General features: G+C 69.9%; 10 protein-coding genes. 5 read left to right on the top strand and 5 right to left on the bottom strand.

Annotated elements, in window-relative coordinates; genetic code table 11:
* Nucleotides 1-47 precede the first annotated feature (47 nt).
* From recC to ACQBAS_RS04165, 4 genes are all read left to right on the top strand, one after another.
* Entirely contained in the window at nt 48-3,497 is a 3,450-nt protein-coding gene (recC, locus tag ACQBAS_RS04180; RefSeq protein WP_427385130.1) for an exodeoxyribonuclease V subunit gamma, read from the top strand.
* The gene (locus ACQBAS_RS04175; RefSeq protein ID WP_427385129.1) at nt 3,494-6,937 is read left to right on the top strand and encodes a UvrD-helicase domain-containing protein; all 3,444 of its coding nucleotides are present in this window, start codon (nt 3,494-3,496) and stop codon (nt 6,935-6,937) included. The genes recC and ACQBAS_RS04175 overlap by 4 nt, the downstream gene beginning before the upstream one ends.
* Complete coding sequence (gene recD, locus ACQBAS_RS04170; protein WP_427385128.1) at nt 6,934-8,922, top strand: exodeoxyribonuclease V subunit alpha; 1,989 nt, start codon at nt 6,934-6,936, stop codon at nt 8,920-8,922. The genes ACQBAS_RS04175 and recD overlap by 4 nt, the downstream gene beginning before the upstream one ends.
* Before the next feature lie 409 nt (nt 8,923-9,331).
* Nucleotides 9,332-10,524 (top strand): IS3 family transposase gene (locus tag ACQBAS_RS04165; protein ID WP_169701965.1). Its coding sequence is split into 2 segments (ribosomal slippage): nt 9,332-9,616 and nt 9,619-10,524, totalling 1,191 coding nucleotides; the frame shifts between segments, so codons are not numbered across the junction.
* On the opposite strand, the gene ACQBAS_RS04160 is transcribed toward ACQBAS_RS04165, so the two are convergent.
* The 5 genes from ACQBAS_RS04160 to ACQBAS_RS04140 all read right to left on the bottom strand — a co-directional run bounded on the left by ACQBAS_RS04160 (nt 10,493) and on the right by ACQBAS_RS04140 (nt 18,886).
* The gene (locus tag ACQBAS_RS04160; RefSeq protein ID WP_427385127.1) at nt 10,493-11,533 is read right to left on the bottom strand and encodes a hypothetical protein; all 1,041 of its coding nucleotides are present in this window, start codon (nt 11,531-11,533) and stop codon (nt 10,493-10,495) included. The genes ACQBAS_RS04165 and ACQBAS_RS04160 overlap by 32 nt on opposite strands.
* 292 nt (nt 11,534-11,825) lie before the next feature.
* Nucleotides 11,826-15,173, bottom strand: a complete 3,348-nt coding sequence (locus tag ACQBAS_RS04155; RefSeq protein WP_427385126.1) for a DEAD/DEAH box helicase family protein — start codon at nt 15,171-15,173, stop codon at nt 11,826-11,828.
* A gap of 9 nt (nt 15,174-15,182) precedes the next feature.
* Nucleotides 15,183-16,244, bottom strand: a complete 1,062-nt coding sequence (locus tag ACQBAS_RS04150) for a hypothetical protein (RefSeq protein WP_427385125.1) — start codon at nt 16,242-16,244, stop codon at nt 15,183-15,185.
* 21 nt (nt 16,245-16,265) lie between these two features.
* A complete protein-coding gene (locus ACQBAS_RS04145; RefSeq protein WP_427385124.1) occupies nt 16,266-17,402 on the bottom strand; it encodes a restriction endonuclease subunit S in 1,137 nt (378 codons plus the stop codon).
* A complete protein-coding gene (locus ACQBAS_RS04140; protein ID WP_427385123.1) occupies nt 17,399-18,886 on the bottom strand; it encodes a type I restriction-modification system subunit M in 1,488 nt (495 codons plus the stop codon). The genes ACQBAS_RS04145 and ACQBAS_RS04140 overlap by 4 nt, the downstream gene beginning before the upstream one ends.
* A 70-nt stretch (nt 18,887-18,956) precedes the next feature.
* On the opposite strand from ACQBAS_RS04140, the gene ACQBAS_RS04135 reads away from it, so the two are divergent.
* Nucleotides 18,957-20,966, top strand: coding sequence for a thioredoxin domain-containing protein (locus ACQBAS_RS04135; RefSeq protein ID WP_427385122.1), 2,010 nt, complete (start codon nt 18,957-18,959; stop codon nt 20,964-20,966).
* Nucleotides 20,967-20,970: the final 4 nt, after the last annotated feature.

Raw genomic sequence — 20,970 nt, 5'->3', positions numbered from 1 at the left:
GCTCCGCCTCGTGGGCGCTGTCGGCGCACCTCGTTAGGGTCTGCGACATGACCCTGGTCCTGCACCGCGAGGCCGACCCCCAGTTGCTGGTGGACGGGCTGGCCGAGGTGCTTGCGACGCCGCTGGCGGACCCCTTCGCGGAGGAGGTCGTCGTCGCGCCAGCACGCGGCGTGGAGCGGTGGTTGACCCAGCGCCTGTCGCATCGACTCGGTGCGGGTCCGCGCGGCGGTGATGGCGTGTGCGCCGGGGTCCGATTCCTCACACCGGCCTCGCTCGTGGCGATGGTGCTCGGGCGTGAGCACGACGACCCGTGGGCGCCGAGCCGGCTCGCGTGGACCGTCCTCGCGGTGATCGACGACAGCCTGGGCGAGGACTGGTGCGCCACGTTGTCCGCGCACCTGGGCCACGGGCTGGAAGGCGAGGACGGCGACCTGCGCCGCGGTCGACGCTGGTCGGTCGCGCGGCGCCTCGCTGGGCTCCTCGCGTCCGCCGCCGTGCAGCGTCCGCAGCTCATCGCCGACTGGCGCGAAGGTCGCGACACCGACGGTCTCGGCGCGCCCCTACCGCAGGACCTCCGCTGGCAAGCGGAACTGTGGCGACGCGTGCTCGAGCGGACCGACGACGCCCCGCCGGATGTGCGGCTGGAGCGGACGATCGCGGCGCTCCGATCGGGTGAGGACGGGCTGGCGTTGCCGGGCCGGTTGTCCCTCTTCGGACACACGCGCCTGGCCCTGTCCGAGCTCCGCCTGCTCGAGGCGCTCGGCGAACGCCGGGACGTCCACCTCTGGCTGCCGCAGACCTCACCCGCACTCTGGGACGCCCTGACTCCGATCGTCGCCGACGGCCCCGTGCCGCGCGTCGACGACCGCTCCGCCGAGGCCGTGGGTCACCCGCTGCTGGCGGCCCTCGGACGGGACGCCCGCGAGGTCCAGCGGACCCTGGCCACCGCCGCGGCGCGCGACGACGGGCCGAAGGGGGTCGCCCCCGACCCGAGCACGCTGCTGGGGTGGTTGCAGGCCGACCTTCGCGCCAACCGTGCGCCGTCACCCGAGGAGGCGGCCGCGCGCGTCGTGGCGACGGGCGACCGGAGCGTGCAGGTGCACGCGTGCCACGGCCCAGTCCGACAGGTCGAGGTGCTCCGCGAGGTCCTCACCGGGCTGCTCGAGGACGACCCGACGCTGGAGCCGCGGGACATCCTCGTCATGTGCCCGGACATCGAGGACTACGCGCCGCTCGTGCACGCCGGGTTCGGGCTCGCGGACGTCGCGGCGCTGCCGGACGTGCTGGGTGTTGGTGGGGCCGATGTTGGTGGGGCCGGGGTTGGTGGGGCAGGTGCGCCGGTCGCCCACCCGGCGCACCGGCTGCGGGTGCGGCTCGCCGACCGGGGGGCCGCTCGCACCAATCCCCTGCTCGCCCTCGCGGCCGACCTCGTTCGGCTCGCCGGCGGCCGCGCCACGGGTGGTGAGGTGCTCGACCTCGTGCGCTCGGCGCCGGTCCGTCAGCGGTTCGCACTCGACGAGGACGACCTCGAACTCGTCGCCGAGTGGACCGCGCAGGCAGGGGTGCGGTGGGGCCTGGACGCCGCCGACCGCGATCGCTATCGGCTCGCCGACATCGCCCAGAACACGTGGGCATTCGGCCTGGACCGCATCCTCACCGGCGCCGTCGTCGACGGGGACACGTTGCGCCGCGTCGGCGACGCTCTCGCGCTGGGCGCGCTCGACGGGGAGTCGCTCGACAGCAACGACCTCGACCTGGCCGGGCGGCTGGCGGAGCTCATCGACCGGCTCCGGCACACGCTGGAGCGATTGCGCTCGAGCAGCTCACCCGCGGACTGGGCCGAGGCTCTCGTCGACGGGGTCCACGCGCTCGCCGACGTCCCGGCCCGCGACGTCTGGCAGGTGACGCAGTTCGAGCGCGAGGTCAGCCAGATCGTGCAGGCCGCGTCCGGGGGCTCATCCGGGCGGGGTGTCGGCACCGGGCTGGCGCTCAGCGACATCGCCGCCGTGCTCGACGACCGACTGGGCGGGCGGCCCACACGGGCCAACTTCCGCACCGGCACCCTGACCGTGTGCACCCTCGTGCCGATGCGCTCGGTGCCCCACCGGGTCGTCTGCCTCGTCGGTCTCGACGACGGCGCGTTCCCCCGCAACTCGACCCTCGACGGTGACGACGTGCTCGCACGCACCCCCGTCACGGGTGAGCGTGACCCGCGCAGCGAGGACCGACAGCTCCTGCTCGACGCCGTCATGGCCGCACGCGAGACGCTCGTCATCACCTACACCGGGGCGGACCCGCACAGCGGGCACGAGCGCCCGCCGGCGGTCCCGCTGGGCGAGCTCGTCGACGCGACCGAGGCGACCGCCGCCCTGGCGAGCCCGCTCGTCGTGCGTCACCCTCTGCAGCCGTTCGACCTGCGCAACCTGCGCCCCGGGGCGCTCGTGCCGGGGTCGACGCCCTTCTCGTTCGACGCCCTCTCGCTCGCCGGGGCTCGCGCGGCCGCCACCACCCGCACGGCCGCGCCGACGATGGTCGACACCCGACTGCCCGCACCGGACTCGGACACCGTGGCGCTCCCGGACCTCCAGTACTTCCTCGAGAACCCCGCGCGACAGTTCCTCCTCCAGCAACTCGGGGTGCTCCTGCCCGAGGTCACCGAGGAGGCCCGCGACGGCATCCCGATCGACCTCGACAACCTCGAGAAGTGGGGTGTCGGCGACCGGCTGCTGCGCGACCTTCTCGCCGGGCGGAGCCTGCCCGAGGCCCTCGCGGACGAGAAGCGTCGTGGTCAACTGCCGCCGCTGCAGCTCGTCAACCACGTCGTCGGCGACGTCCCGGCGGGTGTGGCCGACCTCGCGGCCGCCGCGGCGCCGCTGATCGCCGGAGACCGGCACGCCGTGGACGTGGACGTCGACCTCGGGGACGGCCGTCGCCTCGTCGGCACGCTGCCCGTCATCGACACCCGCATCGTCACGGCGACCTACTCCTCGCTCGGGCCGAAGCAGCGCCTACGCGCGTGGACGTCACTGCTGGCGCTGGCCGCGACGGCCCCCGAGGTCGAGTGGACGTCCCACGTCATCGCGCGGCACCGCCGCCGACCCACGCACCTGACCTACGGCCCGATCGACGCCGCGACGGCGAGCGCCACCTTGCGCGACCTCGTCGACATCCGCGACCGGGGGCTGCGCGAGCCACTGCTGGCACCGCTGAAGACGGCCGCGGCCTGGGCCAGTGCCGCACTCGAGGGCGACGACGTCCTCGCGCAGGCTCGCGGCGAATGGGAGGAACGAAACAAGGGGTCGTGGACGAGTGTCGGCGAGGGCGCCGATCCCGCGCACGTGCGCCTCTTCGGCGAGCGGCGGGCCCTCATCGACCTGCTCGGGGTGCCGAGGGACGACGAGCGGTGGTCGCCGTCGGAGGAGACCCGCCTGGGGCAATACGCCCTGCGCATCTGGGCTCCCATCCTCACCGGTCCGGCCAGGCAGGTGACGCCGTGAGTGCGGACTCGACCTTCGCCATCACCGACCCGCTCCCGTCGGGCACGACACTGCTCGAGGCGAGCGCCGGGACGGGCAAGACGTGGACCATCGCCGCCCTGGTGACGCGGTTCGTCGCCGAGGGGCACGCGCTGCTGCCCGAGATGCTCGTCGTGACCTTCAGCCGCGCGGCGAGTCAGGAGCTGCGTGCCCGCGTGCGCGCCCAACTCGTCGAGGCCGAGCGGGCGCTGCTCCACCCGCCGGCGCTGGATGAGCGCGACGGCCTGATCACCCTGCTGCTCGACGCGGACGAGGCCGAGCTGACGCGACGCCGGGAGCGGCTGCGTGCGGCCCTCACCGAGTTCGACGCGGCCACCATCGCGACGACCCACCAGTTCTGCCAGATGGTCCTGCGCAGCCTGGGCGTCGCCGGCGACACCGACAGCAACGTCCAGCTCGTCGAGGATCTCGACGACCTCCTCGTCGACGTCGTCGACGACCTCTACCTGCGCGGGTTCGCTCGGACCGGCGACCCGGTCTTCAGTCGTGACGACGCCTTGACGATCGCCCGCAAGGCGGTCGACGACAGCCACGCCGTGCTCGCTCCCCGCGACCCGGTGCCCGGCAGCGTCGCCGCCCGGCGCGTCGCCTTCGCCGAGGCCGTGCGCGCGGAGGTCGACCGGCGCAAGCGTCGCCTCGGGGTGCTGCACTACCAGGACCTGCTCACCCAACTGGCTGCCGCGCTCGACGCCCCCGAGTCCCCCGCGCGTGATCGGATGCGGGCCCGCTGGCGCGTCGTGCTCGTCGACGAGTTCCAGGACACCGACCCCGTCCAGTGGCAGGTCCTCGACCGCGCCTTCACCGGCCACGCCGTCATGGTCCTCATCGGCGACCCCAAGCAGGCGATCTACGCCTTCCGCGGCGGCGACATCGTCACCTATCTCGAGGCGGCCCGGTCCGCGGGTACCCGCAAGACGCTCGGGACCAACCACCGCTCCGACGCCCCGCTCGTGGAGAGCCTGCAGACCGTGCTCGGTCGTGCCCGCCTCGGCGACGCCGACATCGACGTCAAGCCCGTGCAGGCGCACCACGAGGGGTCACGGCTGGCCGGGGCGCCGTGTGGGGCCCCCTTCCGGCTGCGCGTCATGGACCGCGCCCACGCGGGGAAGTCCGGGACGGGGACGGTGCTCGTCGCCGCCATGCGTGAGCACGTCAGTCGGGACTGCGCCTCCGAGATCGCCGCGCTCCTCGCATCGGGCGCCACCCACGCCGGGGAACCGTTGCGCCCCAACCAGATCGCCGTGCTCGCGTATCGGGGAGCCGACCTGGCGACGATGCAGGCCGCGCTCGCCGACGTCGGGGTGGCCTCGGTCATCGGTGGCGGCGGCAGTGTGTTCCAGACCCTCTCGGCCACGGAGTGGCTCACCCTCCTCGAGGCCCTCGTTGCGCCGCACCGCTCGGCCCGCACTCACGCCGCCGCCCTGACGTCGCTCATCGGGCTGACCCCCAGCGCGTTGCACGCCGGCGGCGACGACCTGTCCGACCGCCTGTCGACGCACATCCGCGACCTCGCGGAGCTCGGCGAGCGGCGCGGCCTGGCCGCCGTCCTCGAGCGAATCACCATCCAGGGTCTCGCGCAGCGGGTGCTGTCGCGTACGAACGGTGAGCGACACCTGACCGACCTGCGGCACGTCGCCCAACTCCTGCACGTCGCCGGCACGAGCGAGGCACCCGGGCTCATGGCGCTCACGACGTGGCTGCACTCCCAGATGGCCGACCGGGGACCCGCCGGCTCCTCGACCCGCACGCGTCGCCTCGACAGCGACGCCTCGGCGGTCCAGCTCGTCACGATCCACGGGAGCAAGGGACTGCAGTACCCCGTCGTCCACCTGCCGTTCCTGGCGGACCGGTGGGTGCCGAAGTCGCCGGAGATCCCGCTCTTCCACGATGCCGAGGACACCCGCCTCATCGACGTCGGCGGTGAGGGCCACCCGGGGTGGCGCGACTCCGTCACCGCGCACCAACGCGAGGATGCTGGCGAGTCGCTGCGGTTGCTCTACGTCGCGCTGACCCGTGCCCAGTCCCAGGTCGTCGCGTGGTGGGCGCCCGGCTACAACACGGCCACGTCAGCCCTCCACCGGATGCTCGTCGGCCGGGCGCCGGGGTCCCCCTTCGTGCCGGACATGTTCCGGGTGCCGGCCGATGCCGCTGCCCACGAGGCGCTCCAACAGTGGGCGGCCGACCCCACGACCGGACGGGCCGGACTGCACCTCGAGCGGGCCGACCTCGCGACCGCCGCTCCCCCGGTCCCGCCGGTGCCCGTGGGCGCGTTGGGGGTCCGCACCTTCGGCCGGGCCATCGACACGGACTGGCGCCGCACGTCGTACACGGCGCTCACCGCGCCGAGCGACGGCCTGGACGTGCACGGCGGGGTCGGCAGCGAACCCGACGTCACCCCGCGCGACGACGACTCGGGCGGGCACGACGCGGAGCGCCTCCTGGAGCACGGCCTGGTCGACACGACGACGCCCGAACCGGCTGGCACCGGGACGCTCCCGGGTCTGGCGCTCCCCGGCGCCGACGTGCCCTCGCCGATGGCCGACCTGCCGATGGGGGCGACCTTCGGCTCCCTCGTGCACGCCGTCCTTGAACACACCGACCCGCGCGCCGAGGACCTGTCCGACGCACTGCTCGAGGCGGTGCGCGAACAGCTCGTGGCCTGGCCTGTTGATCTCGGGGCGGACGGCGCGGCCGTGCTGGCGCGAGCCCTCGTGGCCGTGCTCGACACCCCCCTGGGCCCGCTCGCGCCCGGGGCGACGCTGCGGACGATCGGGACGGACCGGCTCTGTGAGCTCGATTTCGAGCTGCCGCTCGACGGGGGCGACGAGGCGGCGGCGCTCGACGCTGGGGCGACGAATGCACGGAGCCGGGCCCGCGGAGCGGTGACGCTGGGCGATCTCGCCCCGCTGCTGCGGCGCCACCTACCCGAAGGGGATCCGGTGCGGGAGTGGGCGCGGCTGCTGGCTCAGCCCGCGTTGGGCGACCAGGTGCTGCGCGGCTACCTCACGGGGTCGATCGACGTCGTGCTGCGCGTGACCGGACCGGCCGGCGTCGTGCGCTACCTCGTCGTGGACTACAAGACGAACTGGCTCGGCCCCGTCGACGAACCCCTGACCGCGGCCGCCTACGGCCCGGCCGAACTCACGGCGGCCATGGGTCACTCGAGCTATCCACTCCAGGCCCTGCTGTACGCCGTCGTCGCGCACCGGTTCCTGCGGTGGCGACTGCGCGACTACGACCCCGAGAAGAACCTCGGGGGCGTCCTCTACCTCTACGTGCGCGGCATGTGTGGCCCCGACACCCCCGTCATCGACGGGCACCCGACCGGAGTGTTCTCGTGGCGTCCGCCGGTCGCGCTCGTCGAGGCCGTGTCGGACCTGCTCGATGGGGAGGCGTCATGACGGAACCCACGGCGGCCACCCTCGCCACGCTGCCGCCGCACGATCGTCGGCTCGCCCGCTCGGCCCAGGGGCGGCTCGCCACGCTCAACGCGACCGGGGCCCTCACGGCCGCCGACGTGCACATCGCGACGACGCTGGCCCGGCTCGCCGGGGAGGAGGACGACCTCGTGGTCCTCGCTTGCGCTCTGGCCGCGCGCGCCGTGCGCGAAGGGTCCGTGGGCGTCGATCTCGGCCACGTCCTGCCAGCGCTCGCGACCGTGCTGGATGAGGCGGGTGAGCCGCTGGTCGAGCTCGGTGGCGGCAGTGACGCCGACTCCAGCGCTGACTCGGAGACCGGCCCCGACAGTGCAGGCATCGCGACGGCGTGGCGCGACCGCGTCGCCGCGAGCGCGCTGGCTGCCTCGGGCACCCTCGTCGTCGATCTCGGCCTCGTCTACCTCCAGCGGTATCACCACCAGGAGGTCGCCGTCTGCGAAGCCTTGGTCGCGCGCGACGCGGTGGCGCCACCGGAGGTCGACGAGGACGTCCTCGCCGCCGGTCTGGAGCGCGCGTTTCCCGGCGCCGGCTGGGCGGAGCAGCGGGCCGCGGCGGAGACCGCGGTGCGGTGCCGGACGACGGTGCTCACCGGCGGGCCCGGCACCGGCAAGACGACGACCGTGGCCGGAGTGCTCGCCCTCGTGGCGCTGCAGCACGCCCGGACCGGCGGACGTCCGCTGCGTGTCGCGTTGGCTGCACCGACGGGGAAGGCGGCCGCGCGCCTGCAGGAGGCGGTCGCTTCGGCACTGGCGTCCTTTGGCGTCGTGGTGACGACGGGCGAGGTCCCGACGGCGGAGGTGTCCGCGCTGGCCGCACTGCGGGACGTACCGGCGATGACGCTGCACCGACTGCTGGGGCGACGCCCGGGCGGCGGCAACCGGCCGCGGCATGACGCGATGAACCGTCTCCCCCACGATCTCGTCGTCGTCGACGAGGCGTCGATGCTCTCCCTGACGATGACCCACCGACTGCTCGACGCGGTCCGACCGGATGCGCGGCTGCTGCTCGTCGGCGACCCCGAGCAACTCGTGTCGGTCGAGGCCGGTGCCGTTCTCGCGGACCTCGTTGCGGGGCTCGAGGACAGTGCCGACAGGGGCAGCACGCACACCGACGGCGCGGAGACCGGCAGCGCGGACACCGGCCCTGTCGCCCGCGCCAGCGCCCCGTCGCGGGTGCGCGTGGCGCGGCTGACGACGGTGCACCGCTACGGCGATGACATCGCGGCACTGGCGAGGGCCCTGCGCGCCGGGGACGCCGACGCCGTCGTCGGCTGCCTGCGGGCTGGCGGCTCGGGCGTCCAGTTCGTCGAGGACGACCCGGTGCTTCACCTGCGGGACGAACTGACCCGGCGCGCGGTCGACCTTCGCCAGGCGGCGCTGCGTGGCGATCCTGCCGCGGCGCTGGAGGCGCTGGAGCAACACCGCCTGTTGTGCGCCCACCGCGACGGCGACCACGGGGTGCGGACGTGGAACCGCCGCATCGAGCGATGGCTGACGGAGGCCACCGGCGATCCACTCCGGGACCCGATGTACGTCGGTCGGCCCCTGCTCGTGACGACGAACGACTACGGCCTCGGCGTGCTCAACGGGGACAGCGGCATCGTCATGGAGGGGCCGGACGGGCACCCGCGCGCCGTCATCGCCGGCTCATCCGGGGACGACGCGTCGGGTGCGCGGGAGTTCGCCGTGAGCCGCCTCGGCGACGTCGAGACCATGCACGCGCTGACGATCCACAAGTCCCAGGGCAGTCAGGCCGAGCAGGTCACGGTCCTCCTGCCGGACGAGGAGTCGGCGCTACTGACACGGGAACTCTTCTACACCGCAGTGACGCGTGCGAAGGCCACCGTCCGGGTCGTCGGCAGCGAAGCCACCGTGCGGGCTGCCGTCACTCGCCGAGTTCAGCGTGCCAGCGGGCTGCGCGAGCGGCTGCGCCGCGTCGAGGAGGGCTGACTGCCACGATAGGCAGAGGTCCGTTCAGTCGACGGAGGCGTCCCTGGTGGGCGAGGCCCCTCCGTAGCGGCTTATGTCGGTGACGGTCGCGGCGTGGAGGGCATCGGGACGTTGGGGGTGAGGAAAGGCATGGGCGGACGCCTCCATGGCCAACCCCCTCGCCGACGGCACGAGCCCCTACCTCCAGCAGCCAAGCCAAGCCGGGGGCTGCGACAAACCCGCGAGGCAGACGGCAACGGTGCGCAGCGGCAACTACATGCCACGCAACTCGTCGTGACGGGCGAGGGCCTCAAGGTAGCGCTGCCATGCCACCTCGACTGCACGGTCCGCGGCCGCGAATGGGACTGCTGCACGAATAGGTGACAACTGAACTGGCTTGCCCGACGGGCAGGCTTGAGAGGATGTCGCTGTGCCCAAGCCCTACCCCCGCGAGTTCCGTGACGACGTTGTTCGTGTCGCCAGGAGCCGGGATCCGAAGACCCCGCTGGAGCAGATCGCGAAGGACTTCGGGATCCACCAGACCACGTTGAACTCCTGGATGCGCGCCGCCGACGTCGAAGACGGCACCAAGCCCGGGATGACCGAGGACCAGAACGCCCAGCTACGCGAGTTGAAGCGGCGCAACCGGCTCCTCGAGCAAGAAGTCGAGGTGCTGCGCCGGGCGGCTGCCTACTTGTCGCAGGCCAATCTGCCGGGAAAATGATGTACCCGCTCGTCCGCGAGCTGGCCGTCGACGGGATCCCCGTCACGGTGACGTGCCGGGTACTCAAGATCGCTCGCCAGCCCTACTACCGCTGGCTCCAGGCGCCGGTCACCGACGCAGAACTGGTCGAGGCCTACCGCGCCAACGCGCTGTTCGACGCCCACAAGGACGACCCGGAGTTCGGGTATCGGTTCCTGGTCGACGAGGCCGCTATCGCAGGTGAGGCGATGGCGGAGCGGACAGCGTGGCGGATCTGTTCCCAGCTGGGGTGGTGGTCGGTGTTCGGCAAGCCCAAGCACGGCAAGGCGAAGAAGCCCGGTCCACCGGTCCACGACGACCTGTGCGCCGTGGTCGACAAGCACGGCGTCGTCCGGCACGAGTTCAAGGCTGATGCCGCGAACGAGTTGTGGCTGTCGGACATCACGGAGCATTGGACCGCGGAAGGCAAGCTCTACGTCTGCGCGATGAAGGACGTCTACTCCAACCGGATCGTGGGCTACTCGATCGACTCGAGGATGAAGTCGCGACTGGCGGTCGCGGCGCTGAACAACGCGGTCGCCAGGCGCGGCGACGTGGCCGGCTGTGTGGTTCACACGGACAGAGGATCGCAATTTCGAAGCAGGAAATTCGTCCACGCACTCAACCGGCACGGCATGGTCGGATCCATGGGCCGCGTCGGTGCGGCCGGGGACAACGCGGCCATGGAGAGCTTCTTCTCACTGCTCCAAAAGAACGTCCTCGACCGCCGCGCCTGGGCCACCCGCGAGGAGCTCCGGATCGCGATCGTGACCTGGATCGAGAGGACCTACCACCGACGCCGACGCCAGGCCGGCCTCGGACGATTGACCCCTGTTGAATACGAAGCCATCATGACCACGCCCGCCACTCAGGCTGCGTGACCCAACCTGTCACCCGTTCGTGCAGCAGTCCCAATCGCCGTTCGGCCTCGGTGACGAGCTGCTGCGCGTTCTGAGCGCGCTCTCGAGCCTGGCGGATCTCCGTCGAAGTCTCGTAGTCGGTGACGTTGAAGTGCGCCCACGGATCTTCAGCGAAAGCCATCGCCTCGTCTAGCTCTTCGCCGGCGAGATCCCCCGCTTCCACCGCGAGATCGTGGGCGAGATCGGCCGCGGCGAGCTCGACCGCGGCGGCCTCGATTGCCGCCGCGAACCTTTCACGCAAGGCTGGGCGCGAACGCGCTGGGTCGCTGTCTTCGCCGAACCGCGTTCGCAAAGTGTCCGCTACGGGCGCTCCCTCAGCGACGACGTTCTCGATGAGGGACTGCCACCGACGGACGTGCCGCCGCATGGTCGTGATCTCCACGCTGACCTCGGTGTCCTGAGTGTCGGTCGACCAGCCGAGGTAGTAGCCAGAGCCTTGTGGTTGGGACGTCGTGGCCTGCAGATCTTTCGCGCGAAGGCCCGCCAGTGTGGCCCCGTCGGACACGCTGGCGAACTGGACGTCGTTCTCCGTATGGTGCCCTCGTGCCCACCACCGGGATCCGGGCCGGAAGGCGTCCACAGCCTCTCGCAGCGTGCTGCCAGGAAACACCCCTTGGTAGTAGCCGCCGACAGGCGTTGACACGAGGTCTTCGGTGATGCCGTCAAAGTACTTGAATGGCTCACGGTCAAAGCCGTCGAAGACGACAATGCGACTGCTCGTGCCATGGAGGACGAGCGCCGGTCGGTCACGTACGTAGAACTTGCTGCCGCGCTCCCGGAGCGACTCAGCTCCGAGTTGGGCTGACCGATGATCGGCGAACAAGTGGCTGTTGTGGAACCAGTGGCGCACCCAGATACTGCGCCAGGCGTTCCTGCCCCGCACGAGAACGGACACCGTACATCCCGTGATGTCCAGGAGCACATCGTCGGCATCGGGATGATCCGCCCACGCAAGTTCTGTAAGTTTCATCGGCCGAACCCTCCGAGCGTGTGACGCCATGGCTTGCCAAGGCCCCGCTCCGTCATGGCGTCGCAACGTGTGGCGAGCGATCCTGCGACGGCGCCCGCGAAAGCTGCATACGCCCAAGGGAAGTCCCCCTTGCTGCGCGCCATCAACCGCGCCAGCCGCTGCGGGTAAAGGACGGCACTGTCTGCGCTGACGACATCGTCCGCGTAGCGCGCGCTGATGGATCGGGAAATTGCACCCAGGTTTTCGGTCCCCGCTGCCCGCCTGCCGCTTGAAACCCACCATTCAGTGCACCTCACGCGACTTCCTCCGGAACTGCAGTGCGCTTGATGTGGTGAAGCGTGTCGACGATGACCGCGACGTCGACATCGGGGAAGAGATAGTCCGGACCAGTGGGAGCGTGATCCGTGTACGGGAACTCGAAGAGGCGCGATGGCTCCATCACGCCGTTCTTCGTGAGCTCTTGGACGATCAGATTGATGAATCGCACCTGATTGACCGAGTACGCGGTCCCGTCCAGGTAGTGCGCGAAGGCGTCCATCGCGGCGGCGTGATCCAGACCCACAAGTTGGCGCACGAAGACGCCCAAGCCACCCTGCTCGGCAGCCCACGCGAGGTCGACTTGCTGGCCACCCGACTCGATGAGCATCCGCTCGAGTTCCGACAGGTCGTCGGTCGTGAGCTGCTTGTTGCGGCGCAGCCGTTGCAACGCGAGGTTCTCGAGGTGCTCCCGCAGGTAGGCCTCGGCCTTGGCGCGGAAGCGCTCGAAGTCCGTCCCCGGCGTGACCCTCGGGAGCACGATCTCGACGCCCTCGCTGAGGGTGTCCTCGAAGTCGGTGTAGATCGGGTTGCGTGACGTCCTCTCGATGAAGCGGACCAACCCGCGAAGCCGCAGGCGCACGAGTTCGAGCATGGGCAGCGTGACGTCGACCCACCACTCGTCTCCGGCGACCGACTCCAACAGCACGGCCTGCTCGGCGACGCTGGGGATGGCCGTCTTCCCGAGCAGTGCCTCCGCGATCCGCTGTACCGTCTCCCGCAGGCGCTCCCCCAGTACCAGGTCCCCGTCGAGTTGAGCGAGTTGGCGGCGCAGGATGACCAGGTCGAAGCGCTTGGCCTCCTCGTCGTCGTCACGGACCGAGGACGGCAGTCCGGCGAGGCCGAGCAAGGTTTCGGAGTCCTCGGGACCCAGGGTGCGCCATGCGTCCGCCGACGCGTATTTCTCGACAGCCCGGCGGTGCGGCCGCACGACGAAGTTGTCGAGGTTCATCCCCGCGACGATGTCGTGCAGGGTCGACACCGTCGATGTCCGCAGGTCGGGCTCCTCGCCATCCAACGCTGTGACGAGTCCGAGCCGCGCCTCGAACAGTCGCTGGGCCAGCGACTTCTGCGTCTGACCCTGCGAACCGGGCAGGTCCTGACTGAAGTATTCGAGATTGCCGCAGAAGTCGAAGACGAGGAAGTCCTGCTTGTCCTCGCCCGGCCCGAAGAGGTCGGGACAGAGCCGGGTGCCGCGCCCGATCATCTGCCAGAACTTCGACTTGGACCGCACCATCTTGAAGAAGACGAGGTTCACCACCTCGGGCACGTCGATGCCCGTGTCGAGCATGTCGACACTGATGGCAATGTGCGGCGCCTTGTCCCTGATCGAGAAGTCGTCGATGAGGGACTGGGCGTACGGCGTCCCGTGGGTGATGACCCGAGCGAACTCGCCCGCCAGTTCGGGATAGGCAAGGTTGAACCGCTTCTCGATGAACTCGGCGTGCTTCTGGCTCTTGGCGAAGACGATCGTCTTGCCCAGCCGATCGCCACCAGCGACCTTGTACCCCTGCGTCATGAGTGTTCCGAGGACCTTGTCCACGGTGTCCTCATTGAAGAGGAAGCGATTGAGCTCCTCGGCGCCGACCTCGTCGGGAGGCCCGTCCTCACCCCAGTCGAGGGTGTCCCACTGGTCCTTCTCTTCCTCGGTGAGCTCGTCGTACCGGATGCCCGAGCGGAGGAACTGGGTACCGACGCTGACGCCCTTCGGCGGCACGAGGTAGCCCGCGTCGACGGCCTCATCCAAGGAGTAGTTGTCAGTGGGGACGCCGTCCTCGAGGTGGAACAGGCGGTAGGTGTTGTGGTCGACCTCGTCCTTCGGAGTCGCAGTCAGGCCGACGAGCAGGGAATCGAAGTAGTCGAAGATCGCGCCGTACTTGGCGTAGACGGAGCGGTGCGCCTCATCGATGACGATGAGGTCGAAATAGCCCGGCCCGAAACGGCGAGTGCCGGCGTCGAGTTCGTCGATGAGGTTCATCATCGTGGGATAGGTCGAGACGTAGACACGGCCCTCGATCGCCTTCTCGGTCACGAGGTTGACCGTCGTCGAGCCAGGCAGGTGTTGCTTGAAGGCGTTGGCCGCCTGGTTGACCAGGGCGGTGCGGTCGGCGAGAAAGAGCACCCGCTTGACCCAGCTCGCCTTCTGCAACAGGTCGACGAGCGCGATGGTCGTGCGGGTCTTGCCCGAGCCGGTCGCCATCACAAGCAGGGCCTCACGCTGCTTGCGGTCGAACGCATCGCCCACAGCCTTGATCGCTCGCACCTGGTAGGACCGACCGGCGATATCCGTGTTGGTCTGCGCCGACGACAAGGCGAGCTTGGTCTGGCGGCGCTGGACCAGCAGCTCCAACTCGTCGCGGGTGTAGAAGCCCTGGGCCTCGCGCGGTGGGTAGCCGCCGGCGTCGTCCCAGATCCGGTGTTCGTAGCCGTTGGTGTAGAAGATCACGGGGCGACGGCCGAACTGCTTCTCAAGGCAGTCGGCGTAGAGCTTGGCCTGCTGCTGGCCCACTTCCGGCGACTTGGAGGTGCGCTTGGCCTCAACCACGGCCAACGGCAGACCATCGGCCCCCCACAGGACGTAGTCGACGTAGCCCTTCCCGTCGGCGTTGGGCATGCCGGCGACGGGGTACTCGCGGTCCCGGGTCTCCGACAGGGTCCACCCGGCCTCGTGCAGCAGGACGTCAATGAAGAGGTCACGAGACGCGGCCTCGTCGTAGTCGCGGGTATCCGGTGCGGCCGCCGCCTGCGCCGCAGCGATCTGCTGCTGCAGGCGCGCGATCTCGGCCTCGTGCGCGGCAAGGCGCTCGTCCTTCTCGACGAGCGCGCGGGCGTGGGCCTCGTCCTGCTCCTTGAACTTCGCAGCGAGACGACCGATCTCCTCTCGAGACAGAGGCGCGGCCTTGGCGGCGATTGCGGGGTCGAACTGCGCCTGCAACGGCACCGCGCTCGGCTCCGGTGAGTGGTGGTACGACGTCCAGACCACGACATGGAACACCTCACGCAGAACCACAAGGGACACGTCGGGACGGATCTGGCGGCTCTCGTGGACGGCTGTGTTGGCGATGCGGCGGATCGCGGTCAGCTTTTGCGTGATGCTCTGAGGCACTTTTGCCTTGAAGGCCGGGTCACTGATCTTTGCGGCCAGGTCGTCCCGATAGGGCGTCTGCAGGGAGAGGACGTTGTAGAGGTAGCCGACAAGCTCCTCGACCACGCGGCGGCTGTAGAAGCACGCGGAGCGGGGATCCGACGACAGGTATGACTCGGCCCGGGCGCAGTCGTCATGCAGCGACGGCAGCGTCTGACGGACGAAGTCGAAGTTCCCCATGGCAGTCGGTTACTCGCCCTTGTTCTCGATGCCGAAGTGATCAGCGAGGCGTTCCAGGGTGAACTCCTGTCGGAGCTTGCACGCACTGTGTTGGCTGGCGAACATGCCCTTCTCCCAGTAGGCGTCCAACTCCGGGCGGGCCTCGATCCAGTTGACCGGGACGACCCACTCGACGTCATCGTCATCGAACACGTCACCGGCGTTGTAGGTGCCGGCGAGCGTTTGTGCAGAAAGATCAACCCACGTGCTGCCGACCTGGACCTTGGCGGACTCGAAGCGAGACGCGGGTGCGAGGGTCGTGCCGACGGCGACAAAGCCGGTGCCCGGGATGTTGACCCAAATGCGTGCGCCTTCGGGCAGAGAGCGCATGGTCTGCGAGTAGAACTTGCCGCCTCCCGCAGAGACGAAGCCGAGCCTGCGGGCGTCCTCCCAGGGGCGATTGCCACCGAAGGAGACGTACCAGTCAATGCCGTTCCACGGCGCACGCTTGCTCTTCTTACTGCCCTTGAGCGCGGGCTGCGCGTCCTCGTCCGACGCCGCGAGCCAGGAGCGGGCGAGGTAGCGACGCCCGTCGTCCTCGAGGTAAGAGAAGAAGACCGCGTTGACCGGGACACCGAAGTCGCGCAGGTAGTTGACGATCCGCTCGGAGCTGGCGTCGAGCTCGGCCGCGACGATGGTGAGGCTGAGGTCGCCATTCAGCTCATCGGGTGGCGCGCTGCCGAACACGTCCTCGAAAGCCGCCTCGAAGGGCTGGTCCAGGTGCTTGGTGGCGATGTCGATGATGTCATCGCGCGAAAGGGTCGACACCCAGGAGCCGTAGTCGAGCACTTGGGCCACGACTTCGCGCGGCGTCTTGTCCCGCTTGAGTTCCAGCAGGTTCAGGTTTCCGTCGACATCGATCCCGAGCAGGTCCAGGCGAGCGCCGAACGGCGTGATCACCTCACTGCCGATGACCAGCAGGCGTTCGCCCAGCAAGGACGGGTCACGCTTGAGGAACTCGTGCAGGTCCTTCTCGGCGGGAAGCACCGACGTCGTCAGTGGCTTCGGCTCGTCGCCGTCGATACGCCACATTCTCATCTCAACTGGCATCGGTCACAGCTCCCCTCGGAAGGCGCGGGACTGAAGAGAGGCGAAGAGGTCGTCATCCAGCGCCTTCGCGTGAACGACATCGGAACGTCGTGCGTCGATCGCAGCAGCCTGACTGGCGAATCGCTTCTGGTCATCCAAGCTCGGCACAGGGATGTCGATGTCGCGAACGATTCCTTGGCTGAGGTTGGGTTGCGCCCCGCCAGCTGCCTTCGCGACGAGTTGCACGGCTTGAGCTCGCAGCGCCGCGATGAGGTAGTCGGCGTCCAGGGAGGGGCCCGGAGTGATTGCGCAGATGGCCTGATTAGTGGCAGCGTCCACGCCGAGTCGTCCAACCACACCGGCGGTTGCCCCGTACATCGCCAGGAGGACCGTGCCCGCCGGGAACACCTTCGCTGAACTAGACGAGAGACCCTGCGCGGAGATGGTCTCCTCTGTCTCCGTGACTAGCCCCGCGTGAAGCTCTCCTGACTTGACCCAAGGTATGCCGCCGCCGTAGTTGGACGAGACTGATCGGTTGGGCGTCCCTCCGCTCGTCGTTGTCGCCAGATCGCCGAGTCGAGACGTTTCTGAGACGTCCGCGAAGGCAGCGCGGAAGGTTGATCGAATTAGCGCCTCGAGGTGGGTGAGGACTTGGCGGCGCTTGGCGCGGAGGGCGTCGGCGTGGTCGAGGATCGCGGCGATGCGGCGCTGCTCGGGGAGGGGCGGGAGCGGGATCTGCAGCTCCTGAAGGAACGCGACAGGAACACGCCGCTGGCCCGCGCTTCCGGTCATTCGCAGTTCTCCTGTAGCGCGCACTGACGGCTGACGCAGGAAGTGGAGCAGATATCGGTGATCGAGCGACGAGGTTGGGCGCAGCACATGGAACTCTGTGGAGCCAACGCCGATCGGGTGGTCGAGTCGGGCCTGCCCGACCTTGCCGTTTTCCCAGCACGGAGTGATCTTGGCTGCGAGGACGTCTCCATCGCGGAAGACGGTGTATCCCTTGGAGACCTCCGCGAACTCACGGTCTTCCAGTGGTTGGGCGACAGCAGTCTCGGCGTTGAGCTCGGCCATGCCAACGAATGAAACGACATCGGTGGCCTTAACTCGCTCGCCCCGAGGATTGATCGAGGCGACCTCGCCGAGTGCAATCGTCGTCACGAAAGCATCGCTTTCAACTCCGCTAGCCCCTTGGCGATCTCGTTCTCCAGCAACTCGATGTCGGCGATGATGTCGAGCGGGGCGCGGTGCTCGACCTCGTCGTACTCAATCTCCTTGTAGCGGTTGAGGGACAGGTCGTAGCCCTGGGCGACGATGTCGGCCTTGGGCACCAAGAACGACTGCTCGGTGCGGCCACGGTCCTTCTCGGGGCTGGGTTTCGAGGCTCGCTCCGCTCGCGCCTCAACCAGCGAAGTCCAACGACTCGCGACATCGGGGAGGTCGTTGGCCTCGACGGGGTTGCGCTTGTCGTCCAACGAGAAGCCGTCGGCGCGGACGTCGTAGAACCAGACGTCGTCGGTGCCACCGGAGTTGGTCTTGGTGAAGAAGAGGATCGCCGTCGAGACACCGGCATACGGGCGGAAGACACCCGAGGGGAGCTTCACGACGGCGTCGAGCTTCTGGTCTTCAACAAGGGCCCTGCGTAGTGCCTTGTGTGCCGTGCTGGATCCGAAGAGCACCCCATCGGGGACGATGACGGCCGCGCGACCACCTGGCTTGAGCAACTTCAAGAAAAGCGCCAGGAAGAGGAGTTCGGTCTTCTTGGTCTTGACGATCCGCTGGAGATCCTTGGAAGTCGCCTCGTAGTCGAGCGAGCCGGCAAACGGCGGGTTGGCCAGGATCAGTGTGTACTTGTCGGCGTCCCCGGCCGCGCCCTCCGAGAGGGAGTCGCGGTAGCGGATGTCGGGGGACTCGATGCCGTGGAGCAGCATGTTCATGCTGCCGATGCGGAGCATCGTGGAGTCGAAGTCGTAGCCGTGGAACATCGAGGCGTGGAAGTGCTTGCGCTGCGCAGCGTCGAGCAGCGCATCAGCGTGGGTGTCGCGCACGTACTCGCTCGCGGCCACCAGGAAGCCGCCGGTGCCACAGGCCGGGTCACAGATCTCGTCGGTCGGCTTCGGGGCGGTCATCGTGACCATCAGATCGATGATGTGGCGCGGCGTACGGAATTGGCCGTTGACGCCAGCCGCTGCGATCTTGGAGAGCAGGTATTCGTACAGGTCGCCGTTGGTGTCGCGGTCGGCCATCGGGATGTCGTCGAGCATGTCGACGACCTTGCTCAGCAGCGCCGGGGTCGGGATGGTGAAGCGGGCGTCCTTCATGTGCTCGCTGTACGTGGAGCCATCCCCCAGGCCACGCAGGAAGGGGAACACGTCGTCGGCGATCGTCCGGTGCATCACGTCGGGTGCGGCGTTCTTGAACTGGCTCCACCGCAGGTGGGCCTGCCCGGGAAGGAACACCGGGTCCTCGATGACGCCGCCGGTGACGCGCGCCTTCCTTTCGGCCAATGTCTGGATGTCGTCGAGACGCCGAATGAAAAGCAGATAGGTGATCTGCTCGATGACCTCGAGGGGGTTGCTGATGCCCCCCGACCAGAAGGCGTCCCAGACGCGGTCGATCTTGCTCTTCAACTCACCGGTGATCACGCTCGCACCTTATCGACGCGCGCCGACAGCCGTGCACTTCCGCACGGCGTGCCCGTGACACGCTGACGCCATGGCCAACCGTCTCGCCGACAGCACGAGCCCCTACCTCCAGCAGCACCGGGACAACCCCGTCGACTGGTGGGAGTGGTCGCCCGAGGCCTTCGCCGAGGCCGCGCGGCGCGACGTGCCGATCTTCCTCTCCGTCGGCTACGCCGCCTGCCACTGGTGCCACGTCATGGCCCACGAGTCCTTCGAGGACGACACGGTCGCCGCGGCCCTGGCCGACGGCTACGTCGCGATCAAGGTCGACCGCGAGGAACGCCCCGACGTCGACGCCGTCTACATGGCCGCGACGACCGCCCTCTCCGGGCACGGCGGCTGGCCGATGACGTGCCTGCTCACCCCCGGCGGCGACCCCTTCTTCGCCGGCACCTACCTCGCGAAGGGGCAACTCCTGCAGCTCCTCGACGCCGCCGGCGCGGCCTGGCGGGACCAGCGCGAACAGGTGCTCGCCTCGGGCTCGCACATCGCCCGGGAGCTGCGCGCCGCCACCGACCGTTCGTCCTCCCGCGCCGTCACCGACGACACCCTCGCCCGCGCGGCGGCCGCCCTTCGCGGCCTGCACGACGACGCCCGCGGCGGCTTCGGTGGGGCGCCCAAGTTCCCGCCGTCGATGGTGCTCGAGTTCCTCCTGCGCCACCACGCCCGCACTGGCTCCCCGGACGCCCTGGCGATGGCCGAGTCCGCCCTCGAGGCGATGGCGCGCGGCGGCCTCAACGACCAACTGGCCGGCGGATTCGCGCGCTACAGCGTCGACGCGGCCTGGGTCATCCCCCACTTCGAAAAGATGCTCTACGACAACGCCCAACTCCTGCGCGCCTACGCCCACTGGCACCGCGCCACCGGCTCGCCACTGGCGGCCCGGGTCGCGCGGGACACCGCGACCTTCCTGCTGCGCGACCTGGGCACCGACCTCGGCGCCTTCGCCTCCGCCCTCGACGCGGACACCGATGGCGTCGAGGGGCTCACCTACGTGTGGACCCCCGAGCAGCTCGTCGAGGTCCTCGGCGAGGAGGACGGCGCCGCCGCGGCGCGCCTGCTCGCCGTCACGCCCGAGGGCACCTTCGAGCACGGCGCGTCCACGCTGCAGCTGCGCCGCGATCCGGACGACGGCACCTGGTGGGAAGGGGTCCGCGCGCGCCTGCTCGCGGCCCGCGACGAGCGTCCGCAGCCGGCGCGGGACGACAAGGTCGTCACCTCGTGGAACGGCCTCGCCATCGCGGCCCTCGCCGAGGCCTGCGTCCTCCTCGACGAGCCGACGTGGGTCGACGCGGCGGTGACGTGTGCGACCTTCGTGCTCGACACCCACGTCGTCGACGGTCGCCTGCGACGCGCCTCCCGCGACGGGGCCGTCGGACGCGCCGACGCCGTCCTCGACGACCACGGCAACCTCGCCGACGGCCTCCTGGCGCTGCACCAGGCCACGAGCGACCCCCGCTGGCTCGCCGCGGCGGGTGACCTGATCGACGCCGCGGTCACCCGATTCCGGGACGACGACGGGGTCTGGCACGACACGGCCCACGACGCCGAGCCCCTCTTCGCCCGCCCGCGCGGCGCCACCGACAACGCCGAGCCGGCCGGTCCCTCGGCGATGGCGCACGCCCTGCTGACGTACGCCGCCCTGACCGGCTCGACCCGGCACCGGGAGCTCGCCGAGGAGGCGATCGCCGTCGGCGGCCCCATCGCCGACCAGGACCCGCGGTTCGCAGGGTGGACCCTCGCCGCGGCCGAGGCGGCCGTCGCCGGCCCCCTCCAAGTGGCGATCGTCGGCGACGGACCCGACGCCGAGGCCCTGTTCGACGTCGCGCGGCGCTCCACCTCCCCCGGGCTCGTCATCGCGCACGGCACCCCGGACGCCCCCGGCCAGCCGCTGCTCGCCGACCGCCCGCTCGTCGCCGGGCGCGCAGCGGCCTACGTGTGTCGCGGGTTCGTCTGCGACGCTCCCGTCACGGACGTGACGGCGCTGCGGGCGGCGACCGCTCCGGGTGGGGCTCAGCCACCTCACATTGAGCGGTCGTAGGTTG

This window comes from Janibacter zhaoxuefangae (genome assembly GCF_050271985.1).
GTDB lineage: Bacteria > Actinomycetota > Actinomycetes > Actinomycetales > Dermatophilaceae.
Note: the sequence above shows the minus strand (reverse complement) of the source record. Positions and strands in the feature narration are given on the sequence as shown.